Below are 14,973 nucleotides of genomic sequence, written 5' to 3' on the forward strand. Positions count from 1 at the left end.
ATAAGGCATTAATTGCCTTCGCATTTTTATAACCTATACTGTATTTAAAATTAATACAGTATTACTTGCAATCAATAATTAAAAACAAATATGAAAGTAGCATTAGTCGGAGCATCAGGCTTCGTTGGAAAGGCAGTATTGGGTGAATTACTGCAGAGAAATCATCAAGTAACGGCAATTGTGCTGACCCAGGAAGAAATAGCACCACAGAAAGGTCTTGATCTTATTGTTGGGAATGTGGAGGATACCGATAGTTTTTCGAACTCGGTTAGCGGGCACGATGCGGTGATCAGCGCATTTAATGCCGGATGGAAAAACCCACATCTATACCAGGATTTTCTTAAGGGATCCCGGTCAATCCAAGAAGGAGTGATCAGATCGGGTGTTCAGCGACTTTTGGTATCCGGGGGGGCGGGAAGCCTTTTTCTTCAAGGTAAGCAGCTTGTCGATCTGCCGGAGTTTCCTGAACAATGGAAGGCAGGCGCAACAGCCGCACGCGATTATCTTAATGAACTTCAGCAGGAAGAAAAGTTGGACTGGGTATTTGTGAGCCCGGCTATTGAAATGCATCCTGGTACATCGGGCCACAGGAAAGGGACCTATCGTTTGGGGGGGGATGAGCCTGTTTTTGATCAGGATGGTAACAGTGTGATTTCGGTGGAAGATTTAGCGGTAGCGATAGTTGATGAGCTGGAAGAGCCTAAATATAACAAAGAACGCTTTACGGTAGCTTACTAGTTCAGATCATGAGTCTATATCATAGGTGTAATTCATTTCAGATTTGTCCCGGTTTTTCGGGCAGCTATGATGAAATTCTGTACGATATAGATTCATTAAAAGATGAACATAATGGTGTTTCAGTCATTTGAAACCCAAACTGGATAAATAAATTAAAACAAGACCAATACATGACCAAAAAAAGATATTACAGCTTATTGATTCTGCTTGGAATGCTAACAGCAATGGCACCTTTCTCTATAGATACTTATCTGCCGGGCTTTCCTTCGATTGCGGAAACATTTGGGATCAGCGTTTCGAAGGTTACCCTCAGTCTGTCAAGTTTCTTTGTAGGGATCGCTTTGGGGCAGGTAATTTACGGTCCCCTCCTCGACCGGTTCGGGCGAAAGCGGCCGTTATATCTTGGTCTGATCCTGTATCTGGTTGCTACAGTTGGGTGTTATCTGTCACAATCAATAGAGACTTTGGTTTTCTTCAGGTTTATTCAAGCCATTGGCAGCTGTTCGGCAGGCGTGGTATCGATGGTGATGGTGAGGGATCTCTTTCCTCTTGGTGAGAACGCGAAGATCTATTCAATCTTAACGCTGGTAATGGGGACCTCACCAATGGTAGCACCCACAATCGGAGGTGTTATATCAGCTGTTTTCGGATGGCGCATGATTTTTTTAGTCCTTTTTGCATTGGCAATATCACTTCTGATTGCGGTTTTTGTGATCCTTCCTGAATCGAAAGCTCCGGATAAATCACATTCCCTTAAACTTGGTGAAATTCTGCGGGGATACTGGGCCGTGCTTGGCGTGCCACAATTTCTCGTATACGCAATTGGTGGGGGATTTGCACTATCCGGGCTCTTCGCATACATATCAAGTTCTCCTGCCATTTTCATGAAAGGCTATCGAGTATCCAACTATAAGTATGGGTGGATATTTGCTGTTGTAACCGTCGGTTTCGTTGGTTTAGGCCAGCTCAGTCGGATCTTAAGCAGGTTTTTTAAAGCTGAGAAAATTGTTTTTGGTGCCGTGGTATTCATGATACTCCTTAGTTTGATATTGCTGTTAGGGCTGATCTTAGGCTGGTTCGGACTCTTTGCTACTGCTGGCATGATTTTCCTCATTCTTGGGTGTATAGGTGTTTTAAACCCCAACGCAGCTGCACTTTCTATGGCACCATTCGATCATAATGCAGGCTCAGCCGCTTCGCTTTATGGCCTCTTTCAATGGGGGATTGCAGGGGTAATATCATCTGTAGTTAGTCTGCTCGATAGTACTTCGGCAGTTTCATTATCGCTGATTATAATAGGAACAGGAACAATATCCATCATGATACTTTTTTTTGGCAAAGCAGCCTTTAATAAAAATAATATTTAACATCATAATAGTCCTATATGAAAAAGAAAACATTAAGAATGAGAAGGCTCGGATGGGCGGGGGTAGAGATAGAGTGTGATGGAGAAATACTTCTGATCGATTATATCCAGGACACTTCGCCATTGGTACAGCTCCGTAGTCAGCAAGAACCTTTTCCGGCCATGTCCAGATTGGGTGAAGCCAAAGTTGCCCTCATTACACATCTTCATGCAGATCATGCTGATCCGATGGCGGTTTTTGCCGCACTGGGTGAAGGTGGGAAAACTTACAGACCTAAAAAGGCTTCGGGAACAGATGCGGACTTAGCCCTCACTGCTCATGCAGAATCGGAATTTGAAAAATATGAGTTAGATGCAGAAATACTAGAGGAATGGCAGGAACGTACGGTTGGCCCCTTCAGATTTACTGCGTTACCTTCTGCCGATGGCTTTGGCGATCCCCAGATCGCCTGGGCGGTGGAATGCAATGGTTTTAAGATCTTCCATGGTGGAGATACAATTTTTCATGGTAATTTTTGGAGGATTGCCAACCATTTCGGACCATTCGATATTGCATTTCTGCCGATTAATGGTGCGGTTGTTGATTTTCCACTTTTGCAGCCCCCAAGCGCTATTGAAGCAGTAATGACACCGGAACAGGCGGGAACAGCTGGACATATTTTGAAGGCAAAGTACATTGTGCCAATTCATTATGCCTCATTGCACAAACCACCGATGTATATAGAGGCTTCAGGATCTACGCTGCGTTTATATGAGCAAACTACTGCTCTTGGAATAATCTCTTCAATATATCAACCAGGAGAGTGGTTCCAGATCGACTAATCCGTTGGAGTCTGGCTATTTTGTTCTTACATGAAAGATTTTGACAGTAAATAAAAATAACTTGGGATAGGGTATTCAATTCCGGGTTATTGTAATGATGATCTAATTTTTTTCTACAATTTTTTTACTGGTTTTATTTATGATGTGCACTAGTATTCAGGGGATTTCGTAGTGTAGTGGGCATTTCGGCAAAAATGGCCAGTATAGCCTACATCTGGCATCAAGTCAATTCAACCATATTTCTTGTGTTGAATCGTGTGGATACAGTCAAAAAAATCAATGCTTTGGTTTTTTTGTACAAAACTGAACCATTTCCGTACAAAACTGAACCCCTCGTTAAGCGCAAGTAGCTAGTTTTGGAATCTCCAAATATGACAGCTACAAATTATGAGATCAACAGGCAGTGCCCTCCGCAAAGTTTCGGTCATCTTCTTCCGCAGGTGACACCAGTACCAATCTTTGCAAGGATCAAAAGCAATTTAACAGGGAAAGTTTATACCTTTTTACTGCTGCTTTTACTTTTGGCGGCTGGTATATCTTGCTCCGCACAGGATGCATGCTACAGTCGCCTTGATCAAGATACCCTGACGATAGGCAATCAATTTATTGAGCGTAAATTTATCTGGAACAAGGGAAATGTAATTACGCATAGCTTAAGCGATAAAAAAGGCCGGAAAGTTTGGCTTAATAAGCTTAAGAGTCCCGATTTTTACATTCAAGCCGGCACCGAAACTCAGAATGGACAGTATGAAGTATTAGTAAAGAAAGACAATACCATTCACATCTCTTCACAGGAAACCATTATTTCTTTTTCTATAGGCGCGCTTGACGTAAAGCGGGTTTACCGGATCAATGCGCAAAGCGCTTCAATCGCCGGCGAAACCTATCTGAAAGGCCAGCTGTCGGGTATATCAGGAGGACAACAGGCCAATGCCGCGGATCAGAAAAACATTGAATTTGCCGATGATATGAAGGTCAATAGTTCTGCCACAGTTTTAGATCAGTTAAAGCTGGACGGTTACCACTGGCAGGTTAAAGCGGTCGAATTTTTTGACGTAACCGACTGGAACAACAACCTGGTACTGGAAAATAAGTTTATTCCCTATAGAAAAAAAGGTTACCGGGGCAACCTGCTTTTTGCGCACAACCAGGAAAAAGAGGCCGGCTTTTTTTTCTTAAAGGAAGCGCCGGCTTCCAGTGTACAGCTGGCCTATGGCGGTCAGGATTTTACGACTGAGTTTGGGCATTTTGCGGTAAACGGATTAGGGCTAAGTGCCAAAGATATCCGAGCCGATGAGTGGCGCAAAGCTTATACAGTGGTATTGGGCGTTTATAGCGGAAAAGAGTTTAACCAGTTGCAAGCGTTACGTGGCTATCAGAAAACCATCCGTAAAAATGAATCACAGCGAGACGAAATGGTGATGATGAATACCTGGGGCGATAGGAGCCAGGATGCTAAAGTTAAGGAAAAATTTAGCCTGTTAGAACTGGAAGCTGCAGCTAAACTGGGTATCACCCATTTTCAGATCGATGACGGATGGCAGCAAGGGAAAAGTCCAAATTCTGCATTGGCCAAAGGATCTTTTAAAAACATTTGGGACAACCCCAATTATTGGAAACCTGATACGGCAAAATATCCGACTGGACTAGGTCCAGTCGTAAAAAGAGGTAAAGCGCTGGGTATCGAAATTTGCTTATGGTTTAACCCCAGTATTCAGCAGGACTATGCAGACTGGGAAAAAGATGCTTCGGCGATGGTCGAACTGTACCGGATGTACGGAATCAGGACATTTAAAATTGATGGACTGTCTATTCCCAACAAACAATCGGAAATTAATCTAACCAAAATGTTTAATCGGGCGTTGAGCGAAACAGAAAACCAGGCTGTTTTCAATCTCGATGCTACTGCGGGTCGCAGGGGAGGTTATCATCTTTTTACCGAATACGGCAATATTTTTCTGGAGAACCGTTACACCGACTGGCAAAATTACTATCCTTACTGGACACTCCGCAATTTATGGCAGCTTTCTAAATACGTACCACCAGAGAAGTTGCAGATCGAATTTTTAAATAAATGGAGAAATACCGACAAATATGGCCAGGATCCTTTCGCTCCTTCCGATTATACTTTCGAATATTTATTTGCCATTACCATGGCCGCCCAGCCACTGGCCTGGTTTGAAGGCACGGGACTACCCAAAGAAGCGTTACAATTAGGAGAATTGATTGCGAAGTATAAAAAGGTGCAGCACGATTTTCATCAGGGAACCATTTTACCGATTGGTGATGAACCTTCAGGCAAATCATGGACAGGTTTTCAATCTCTCCTAAAAGATAGGGGTTATTTGATGGTGTTCAGGGAAAATAATTCTGACGCCACAGGCATACTGGAGACCTGGTTACCCGAAAAGGTTAAAATACAATTAAAACCGCTACTTGGAAGGGGGAAGGCGATGATTCAAACCACTGGTAGAAAAGGAGCCTTGAAAGTAGTCTTGCCTGCTATAAATGATTTTGTGATGTACAGCTATACCATTTTAAAATAACCGATGAAAAACATATTAAACCTTTTCCTTTTAACGTTCCTTAGCATCTCCGCAATCGCCCAAAAGAGGGTTAGTCTTAATTCCCCCGACGGGCGGTTGCAGGTGGATGTAAGCATTGGAGATAGTATCCGTTTTCAGCTGGCGCATGATGGTGAACGCCTACTGAATTCTGGCGACATAGCCATGAAATTGGGCAATGGGAAAACCTTCGGTATCAAATCTCACCTGAAACAAAGCAAAACCATTACCGTTAAAAAGGAAATCCCTGCCTATTTTTATAAAAGAAACCGTATCAATGATGAATATGCAGAATTGACGCTGGAATTTAAGGAAGATTACAAACTGATTTTTCGACTTTACAATGAGGGCATGGCTTACCGGTTTGTCTCTGTGGCTAAGCAGGATTTTATCGTGAATGAAGAACTGGCCGCTTTTCATTTTCCAAAAGATTACAAAGCCTACATTCCTTATGTAAAAACTAAAGAGAAAACCATTGAGGGCCAATATTTCAATTCGTTTGAAAATACCTATACCTACACCCCTTTGAGTAAAATGGATAAACATAGGCTTGCATTTTCTCCTTTGGTGGTGGAATTGGATAAGGGTAAAAAAGTATGTCTGGCCGAAGCTGATTTGCAAAGTTATCCGGGTATGTTTTTTTTTAATCCTGCCGGAGGAAATGTTCTGGAAGCCAACTTCGCAGCTTATCCAAAATCTACGGGGCAGGGCGGACATAACCAGCTGCAACAAATCGTCACCTCACGCCAGCCTTATCTTGCTAAAAGTAGGACACAAACCAAATTTCCCTGGCGCATTGCCATTGTTAGCACCAGCGATAAAGCCCTGGCGGATAATGATATGGTTTACAAGTTGGCCGAACCCAGCCGTTTAAAGGATATTTCGTGGATAAAACCTGGCAAAGTGGCCTGGGAGTGGTGGAATAACTGGGGCTTGAGTAAGGTAGACTTTGTTTCGGGTGTTAATACCGAAACCTATAAGGCTTATATAGATTTTGCCGCCAAAAATAAAATTGAATATGTGATTTTGGATGAAGGCTGGGCAGTAAATCTTAAGGCAAGTTTGTTTGAGGTTGTTCCAGAAATTAATCTGAAAGAACTGGTCGCTTATGGCAAATCTAAAAATGTAGACCTTATTCTATGGACTGGGTACTATGCCTTTGCACGCGATCTGGAACAAGTTTGCAAACATTACGCGCAGTTGGGGGTAAAAGGTTTTAAGATCGATTTTATGGACCGTGATGATCAGGAAATGGTTGATTTTCATTACCGGGCCGCAGAAATAGCCGCCAAATATAAGTTGATGGTCGATTTTCACGGTACCTATAAACCTACCGGGCTAAACCGTACTTTTCCGAATGTAATTAATTATGAAGCTGTAAATGGTCTGGAGCAGATGAAATGGAACGGGCCGGAGATGGATATGGTAACCTACGATGTGACTATGCCTTTTATCAGGATGATCGTTGGACCCGTAGATTACACGCAGGGTGCCATGCGTAATGCAACTAAAAGTAGCCATAGGGGAATAAATGATGAACCCATGAGTCAGGGGACACGCTGCAGGCAACTGGCAGAATATGTAGTTTTTGAATCGCCCTTAAATATGCTTTGTGATAGCCCGGACAATTATGCGAAGGAGCAGGAATGTACTGATTTTATTAGTGCTATCCCTACGGTTTGGGATCGTACCATCGTACTTAATGGTGAGATCGGGCAATACATTACCACTGTCCGCCAAAAGGGTAACGCCTGGTACCTGGGTGCTTTAACCAATTGGGAAGCACGCAAACTTGATCTTGACCTCAGTTTTCTTGGTAGCGGAGATTATGTTGCAGAAATTTATCAGGATGGGATTAACGCCAATAAAATCGCTACAGACTACAAAAAGCATCAGATCGAGATTCCTACAGATCGAAAATTATCCATTAGCATGGCTCAGGGCGGTGGTTTCGCGATGAAGATTTTTAAAAAATAAACACCGTAATTTATGAAACCAACCAGAACCATTTTTAATTTGCTCCTAATATTATGTTGCTTTTTGTCTAAACTTTCTGCCCAGGAGACCCTGGTTAATGTATACGGCAGAACAACACAATCGCTTAACGGGCAATGGGAAGCGATTATAGACCAGTACGATCAGGGACGGAAAAACAAAATATACCTCAATAAAAAACCAGCCGGAAAGACAGATTTTTATGAATATGCCTTTGATAGTGGCTTAAAATTAAATGTGCCTTCAGAATGGAACAGTCAACTGCCCGAACTCAAATATTATGAAGGTACGGTTTGGTACGCCAGGCATTTTGATGCGCTCAAAGCAGATCACGAACGCCTGTTTATTTACTTTGCTGCGGTAAGTTATCGATGTAAGGTTTATTTGAACGGAAAGGAAATTGTAGAACATGAAGGAGGTTTTACACCTTTTCAGGTAGAGATAACAGATCTGGTGAAAAAATCAGATAATTTTTTAGCCCTGGAGGTAAACAATACCCGGACTGCTGATGCTATTCCCGCGAAATCATTCGATTGGTGGAATTATGGAGGCATCACCCGCGATGTGATGTTGGTATCAACCCCAAAGATATTTATTCAGGATTATTTTGTTCAGTTGGACAAACATCGTCCTGATCAAATTAATGCGAAGGTTAAAGTTGTTGATAACCAGAAAAATGTAGCGCTAACCATTGAGATTCCTGAACTGAATATCAAACAAAAGCTGGTTACCGATCAAGACGGGACTGCTAGCGTGTCAATCACTGGTGTAAAAAAAATACAGCGCTGGTCGCCTGATGCGCCTAAACTTTATCAGGTGGTGATATCTACCAGCCAAGATAGGGTAGAAGAACGGATTGGTTTTAGAAACCTGGCGGTAAAAGGAACACAGATTTACCTGAATGACAAGCCGGTTTTTCTCAAATCTATTAGTTTTCATGAGGAAATTCCACAGCGTAAAGGTAGAGCTTTCTCTGAGGCAGATGCCATGATGCTTTTATCTGAAGCGAAAGCTTTAGGCTGTAATATGATCCGTTTGGCACATTATCCGCAAAATGAATATACGGTACGTGCAGCCGAAAAAATGGGTTTTCTGTTGTGGGAAGAGACACCAATATGGCAAGGGATTGATTTTGAAAACCTTGAAACCAAAAAGAAAGCCGGAAAGATGATCAGCGAGATGGTAATGCGGGATAAAAACCGATGCGCCATCTCTTTCTGGGGAATGGCTAATGAAACCCAGCCATCTGTTGTCAGGAATGAATTTCTTAAATACCTGATTAAATGTACGAAAGATATTGATAGCAGCCGTTTAATTACGGCTGCATTTGATCTGGTTCGGTTTAATCCGGATAAACAACGTTTTGTAATGGACGACCCTTTTATAAATGAAATTGATGTGGTGGCCATTAATAAATATATGGGTTGGTATCATCCCTGGCCCGTTACACCAAAAAAGGCCATTTGGGACGTGGCCAGCAACAAACCTCTGATTATTTCAGAATTTGGTGCTGAGGCATTGTATGGGAAAACCGGTGACGCTGATGTAGCAGGTTCATGGAGCGAAGACTACCAGGCCCAGCTTTACAAGGATAACCTGGAAATGTTTAAAAATATTCCAAATCTCAATGGAATATCACCCTGGGTATTGTTCGATTTTCGGTCGCCATTTCGCTTTCACCCTACTTATCAGGATGGCTGGAACAGAAAAGGACTGGTTTCTGATCAGGGATTTCGTAAAAAAGCCTGGTATGTTATTGCAGATTATTACAAAAACATCAAATAAAATTTATGAGGAGATTTTTAGCACTGTTGTTAACAGGGTTATTATGGAACAACCTTGCAAATGCGCAAAATTTGAAAGCAGTTGTTAATCAAGCCCTGTCTTTTGCTGAACAGCAAAGCCTGTTAATGGCCAAAAAATATAAGCATCAGGCAGGTGTATTACCACGGTCATTCGAAGCGGGCAAAAACACCATCTCTGATTCAAGTTGGTGGTGTAGCGGATTTTTTCCGGGGTCTCTATGGTATGTTTACGAGCATAGCAAAAATCCAGCACTGTTAGCATTCGCCAAATTGTATACGGCCAGGGTAGAACGTGAGAAATTCACCACCGATAATCATGATGTAGGTTTTATGCTGTATTGCAGTTTTGGCAATGGCTATCGATTAACCGGAGATACGTCTTACAAGGCAGTTTTGCTTAGAGGAGCGCAATCGCTGGCTACCCGCTATGATCCTAAAGTGGGCCTCATCAGGTCGTGGGACCATAATAAAACCGTTTGGCAATATCCGGTCATTATCGATAATATCATGAATCTCGAATTTTTGTTGTGGGCAAGCAAGCAATCAGCAAATGAGCAACTGAAAAAAATAGTGCTTTCGCATGCCGATAAAACTATGGAGCATCACTTTAGGCCCGATTTCAGCTCTTACCATGTCGTTTCATATAACCGACAGACTGGTCTTCCGCATAAAAAGCAAACGCATCAGGGTTATGCTGATAGTTCTGCATGGAGCCGGGGACAAGCATGGGGCCTTTATGGTTATACTTATCTTTATCGGGAAACCAGGGAAAAACGCTACCTGGATCAGGCGATGCATATCGCTGATTTTCTGATCAATCATCCTAAAATGCCAAAAAATTTCATTCCTTATTGGGACTACGATGCTCCGGTGCGAGCTAATACACCAAGAGATGCTTCAGCGGCCTGTATTATGGCATCTGCACTGACTGAATTAAGCGATTTTGTAAATGCCGATACTAAAAATAAATATATGGAAGTGGTAGAAAAGCAAATCCGGACACTCGCTTCTGGTGAATATACGGCAAAGTTGGGCGAAAACGGAAATTTTATCCTGATGCACAGCACGGGAGCATTTCCCTTTAAATCTGAAGTAGATGTGCCCTTAACCTATGCAGATTATTATTATCTGGAGGCGCTTAGTCGTTTGAAGAGAAGATTGTAGGATGGGATATCATAAAATATAGAATGGGCATCTTGAGGGATAATTTACGGTGTAAAAATCAATAGGAATGACGGATCAATTTCAAGGAATAACATCCCCGAGAGATCGTCATTCCCAACTTAATTGGGAATCTTAATACAACCGCCTTAAGATTCCCGCATGCGCGAGATCCGATAGCTATCGGATGACGGCGGCACTAGTGGATCTATGATGACAGTTATAGCTAAACTTCAACGTAACAAATCCGAAATGAATTACAATTTATGATATCCACGCTTAACCGTGGCGATTATAACACTTATTTTAGCTGCATCTCAGTTGCTATTGATATCAATCAGATGGAAATGGAATAATTGAAAGATGAAAAAATTAAATGATCATTAGAAAGTCCAATAGAATACCTGCTTATGCATTTTAACTTTATGGGTATCCGGAAAATCGCTTATTTGCTGCTATTATGTTGTGCATTTTTGCTAAAAAGTGCGGCGGCAATTGATATATCCAGGTATCGGTTCCATGTCATGCCCGAAACATCGTATTATAGTGGTATTCAGAGCATCACCAAAGATAGCTTGGGACGGATGTGGTATACTGGTCCAGATGCTGTTTTTATGTATGACGGGAACAGTTTTTATCAGTTAAATGAATTGGCCTCGAAGAGCGACCCCAAAGTAAAATGGGCTTACGGTTCTTTGGTGACAGATAAAAAAGGTGGATTATTTTTGGGCACTAATCATGGTTTATTGAAGTTTAACTATGGACAATTTAATTTTGAACTGGTTCTCCCTGGAAAAATCCGCTCCATATGCCTCCATAATAATGGCAATCTATACATGCTCTCTGGCGACAGCCTATATATATCTGGTCGGGGGAAAAAGGATTTTAAGAAAATCAAGCTTCCTACCAACAGGTATTTTGAGAGTGTGATCAGCCTGAAAGGAAATATTTATCTCTCCCAGGAAAATTTACTTTACAGGTTCGATACCAGAACAGCACGCTTTTCAGTTTTTACCAATCTGGGTCAAACCTCCTTTGTGGTGAACGACGCTGTGGCCTATCAGGACGATTATTATTTCCTAACCCAGCGAGGTGGCATTTTCGTGACTGATGCCAAAGGTGTAATTAAAAAAAATATACCGGTTACCGGCCCGGGCTTCCAGACTACGATGTCCAAAAAAATCTTTATTGACCAAACGGGCATCATGTGGATAGCCACACAGTCTGGATTGTTGGTTTATGATCCGAAAACTCAGATCAGCAAGCTACTCAAAATGAACCCAAACGATGCTTTTTCATTGCCAAATAATTCGATATGGACCATCTATGGCGATCCTGATCAGGGTGCCTGGATTGGTACTTATGGTGGTAAAATCGCTTATTGTTCACCTTATGATGCATACGTTCGTTATTTTACAACCAGTCTTGGCGGACTTAACCACCCCATAGTAAGCGGTTTTCAGGAAGATGATATGGGCAATATCTGGATTGCTACAGAGGGCGGTGGACTCAACTATTGGAACAGGAAGGATGACAGTTTTCGCCACTTTACCAAGGCCGAAGCCAATTCCATCAATTCTAATATGGTTAAGCGCTTAAAATTTGATCCTGACCGAAAAAACCTCTTTATTTCTTCTTTCAACGGCGGTATTTCTGCTTATGAAATGGCTACAAAGCGTTTTAGTAACCTTAACATCCTTTTACCCGGAAGCAAACAGCCCTTAACGGTATATGATTTTGTACGGGATGCCGGAGGAACCTGGTGGATGACCGATCCGGATAAAAATTTCTTCCACCGCAAAAAAAACGAGGCAACAGAAGCGGAGATGGTTAAATTGATCGCTGCAAACGGACAGGCACTGGACGTAGAGATTGAGGCCATTTCGATCGATCAGCAGCAACACCTTCGTCTGGTTACTCATCAAGGGCTTTATATTGCAGATCCTAAAACGCTTAAAGTGTTGCGTCACTATATCATCAAAGATGGTCCATATGCGGTGAATCACTTGGGTTGCTACTATGAAGCATTAAATGGAGACCTCTGGTTGGGTACTTCGGGAAGAGGTGTTAATCTTCTAAAGAGAGACGGAGGCTACCTTAACTTTAGTAGTGCCAATGGTTTTCCTCCTAAAATCGTTTTTGGTATTTTGGAAGACGATATTTCCGGAAATATTTGGTTTAGCACAAATGATGGGCTGTACTTTTTCAATCAAAAAACTCAAAAGTTTGAAAAAGCCAGATTTTATAAAGCAAATAGTTGCGGTTCGTTCTATTTAAGGTCGGCCTATAAAACTAAAAAAGGAGAGCTATTATTTGGAGGTACTAACGGATTTGTACTTTTTGATCCGCAATACCTCAATAAAAACATCCAGAAACCAAAAGTATTTTTCACAGCCTTATTAATTAACAACCAACTGGTAAGCAATGCAACGGAAGATTCACCTTTAACCAAAGATATTTCTACCTTAAGCAATCACGATGAGGGTAAGTTTACACTTTCCAGTAACCAGTCGAATATAGAAATCCGTTTTTCATCAAACAGCTACTTATCGGCAGATCAAAATCAATTTTCTTATCGTATGGTTGGCTTAAGCGATAAATGGCTGAAGATGAATCCTAATCAACACGCTGTACAGTTTTTTAATTTACCGGGGGGAGATTATATTTTTGAGATCAAGGCTTCCAACAATGACGGGCTTTGGGGCAACGAAATTTCAAAGCTTTATTTTCATGTCAATCCCCCGTTTTTTCTATCCTGGTGGGCTTACTTCATTTACACTTTAATTGTACTGGGGCTTTTGTTTTTCATCATGCGGTATTATACCAATAAAAAGGTTTTTAAAGAACGACTGGCGTTAGAGGCACTCAAAGAACAAAATATGCGGGATTTGAACCAGGCGAGAACTGATTTTTTTACCAATATTTCACACGATCTTAAAACCCCGCTTACCCTGGTGCTCGAACCATTGAAGCAGTTAAAAGAAACCGTTCAGAAAAATGACCATGCGGCTGGATATATGCAATTAATTGAGAAAAATGTGGCGCGAATACAGCGTTCAATTAGTCAATTGCTTCGTTTTAGGGAAATAGAAAGTCAGAAAATAACCCTAAATCCACAGGTTGGCAATTTTATCGGTTTTGTGCATGATATTTTTGGACTTTTTGAACTCTACGCGAACAAAAAGGAAATAGAAACCAATTTTAATGCTCATGAAGACCAATTATTTGTAGCTTTCGATTATGATATTATTGAAAAAATCCTGACTAATCTTTTCTCGAATGCCTTAAAGTACACCTCTAACAAAGGTTATGTAGGCGTAAGGATTTATCAATCTACAGCCGAGGAACAGTCCAGGCTAGCTATGGAGCCGGATCACCTTGAAAGGGAATACATTTCTGTTGAAGTATTAAATACCAGTATAGGCTTTTCGCAAGAGCAGATTGCCACACTATTTACCTCCTTTAACCGCTTGTCATCTTATCGCCCTACTTTTGAAGAAAGTTCAGGTCTTGGCCTTGCCATTGTAAAGGAACTGGTAGATGCCATTGAAGGCAAAATCTGGATGGTAAATAAAACCAACAAGGTTTCTTTTACCATGATACTCCCGCTTAAAAAAGAAGCAGGATCAGGCGATATGCAGTCGAACGTATACGATTATACCATCTCCGAAATTGATGAAATCCTTTTAGAAGCCGAGGAACCCGATCTATCTCCAAAGCATGCAAGGAAATCGACCAGCATTTTGTTGATTGACGATGATCCTAACCTGCGGAACTATCTGGAGCGACGCTTGTCTGAAAAGTACAATGTCTATTTGGCCAGCGATGGTCAGGAGGGCATTATCAAAGCTGAAAAAATATATCCTCAACTGATTATTTCCGACCTGATGATGCCCAATACCAATGGGTTTGAGGTATGTAACCATTTGCGGCAGAACTTTAAAACCAGCCACATTCCTATCGTCATGATTTCGGGCATGGGCGACGTAAATCAGAATAAAACCAAGGCACTGGAACATGGCGCAACCGTTTTTATTGATAAACCTTTTGAAGTGGAATACCTGATTCAGCAGATAGATACCATTTTGAAAAACCAGCAGGAAATGAGGGAAATGTACAGCAAGCGGCTCGTCGTAGATCCCGTTAATGTAACCATTACTTCGATGGATGAGGAATTGCTGATTAAGGCCATGAAGTTTATTGAGCAGCATATGGCCAATCCCAATTACTCGGTAGACGATTTTGTGTCTGACATGAATACTGGAAGGACGATCCTGTATCAAAAGATCAATGATATTGTGGGTATGTCTATCAAAGAATTTATCCTGAACATCCGCCTGAAAAGAAGTGCCTACTTATTGGAACATGCAGATTTAACCGTAGCAGAAGTTGCTTACCAAACCGGATTTAATAACGCCAAATATTTTAGTGTATGCTTTAAAAGACAATTTGAAACCAGTCCGTCTGAATATAAAAAGCGCTATAGTTCAGAGAATAATGCCGTTTAAGAAATTATTGCCGA

General features: G+C 41.6%; 8 protein-coding genes. All 8 read left to right on the forward strand.

The features are described 5' to 3' along the window. Positions 1-90: 90 nt before the first annotated feature. The 8 genes from ABD769_RS05505 to ABD769_RS05540 all read left to right on the forward strand — a co-directional run bounded on the left by ABD769_RS05505 (position 91) and on the right by ABD769_RS05540 (position 14,959). Positions 91-738: an NAD(P)-dependent oxidoreductase gene (locus ABD769_RS05505; RefSeq protein ID WP_344850068.1), complete on the forward strand. Its 648-nt coding sequence runs from the start codon at positions 91-93 to the stop codon at positions 736-738. A gap of 170 nt (positions 739-908) precedes the next feature. Then, positions 909-2,105 (forward strand): multidrug effflux MFS transporter, encoded by a 1,197-nt coding sequence (locus tag ABD769_RS05510; RefSeq protein WP_344850070.1) that lies wholly within the window; start codon positions 909-911, stop codon positions 2,103-2,105. Positions 2,106-2,122: 17 nt separating this feature from the next. Next, positions 2,123-2,926: an MBL fold metallo-hydrolase gene (locus ABD769_RS05515; RefSeq protein ID WP_344850072.1), complete on the forward strand. Its 804-nt coding sequence runs from the start codon at positions 2,123-2,125 to the stop codon at positions 2,924-2,926. A gap of 371 nt (positions 2,927-3,297) precedes the next feature. Continuing rightward, positions 3,298-5,472: an alpha-galactosidase gene (locus tag ABD769_RS05520; RefSeq protein WP_344850074.1), complete on the forward strand. Its 2,175-nt coding sequence runs from the start codon at positions 3,298-3,300 to the stop codon at positions 5,470-5,472. Positions 5,473-5,475: 3 nt separating this feature from the next. Further along, a complete protein-coding gene (locus ABD769_RS05525; RefSeq protein ID WP_344850076.1) occupies positions 5,476-7,467 on the forward strand; it encodes a retaining alpha-galactosidase in 1,992 nt (663 codons plus the stop codon). Between the two features lie 12 nt (positions 7,468-7,479). After that, a complete protein-coding gene (locus ABD769_RS05530) occupies positions 7,480-9,270 on the forward strand; it encodes a glycoside hydrolase family 2 protein (protein WP_344850078.1) in 1,791 nt (596 codons plus the stop codon). Positions 9,271-9,275: 5 nt separating this feature from the next. Next, the gene (locus ABD769_RS05535) at positions 9,276-10,454 is read left to right on the forward strand and encodes a glycoside hydrolase family 88 protein (RefSeq protein ID WP_344850080.1); all 1,179 of its coding nucleotides are present in this window, start codon (positions 9,276-9,278) and stop codon (positions 10,452-10,454) included. A gap of 521 nt (positions 10,455-10,975) precedes the next feature. Next, positions 10,976-14,959: a hybrid sensor histidine kinase/response regulator transcription factor gene (locus ABD769_RS05540; RefSeq protein ID WP_344850081.1), complete on the forward strand. Its 3,984-nt coding sequence runs from the start codon at positions 10,976-10,978 to the stop codon at positions 14,957-14,959. Positions 14,960-14,973 lie beyond the last annotated feature (14 nt).

This window comes from Pedobacter jeongneungensis (assembly GCF_039538295.1).
GTDB classification, from domain to species: Bacteria; Bacteroidota; Bacteroidia; order Sphingobacteriales; family Sphingobacteriaceae; genus Pedobacter; species Pedobacter jeongneungensis.

What these genes read in the sequence shown, in the direction of transcription:
- ABD769_RS05515 (WP_344850072.1), top strand. Translation starts at nt 2,123, where the DNA reads ATGAAAAAGAAAACATTAAGAATGAGAAGGCTCGGATGGGCGGGGGTA.
- ABD769_RS05520 (WP_344850074.1), top strand. Translation starts at nt 3,298, where the DNA reads ATGACAGCTACAAATTATGAGATCAACAGGCAGTGCCCTCCGCAAAGT.
- ABD769_RS05505 (WP_344850068.1), top strand. Translation starts at nt 91, where the DNA reads ATGAAAGTAGCATTAGTCGGAGCATCAGGCTTCGTTGGAAAGGCAGTA.
- ABD769_RS05530 (WP_344850078.1), top strand. Translation starts at nt 7,480, where the DNA reads ATGAAACCAACCAGAACCATTTTTAATTTGCTCCTAATATTATGTTGC.
- ABD769_RS05535 (WP_344850080.1), top strand. Translation starts at nt 9,276, where the DNA reads ATGAGGAGATTTTTAGCACTGTTGTTAACAGGGTTATTATGGAACAAC.
- ABD769_RS05525 (WP_344850076.1), top strand. Translation starts at nt 5,476, where the DNA reads ATGAAAAACATATTAAACCTTTTCCTTTTAACGTTCCTTAGCATCTCC.
- ABD769_RS05540 (WP_344850081.1), top strand. Translation starts at nt 10,976, where the DNA reads ATGCCCGAAACATCGTATTATAGTGGTATTCAGAGCATCACCAAAGAT.
- ABD769_RS05510 (WP_344850070.1), top strand. Translation starts at nt 909, where the DNA reads ATGACCAAAAAAAGATATTACAGCTTATTGATTCTGCTTGGAATGCTA.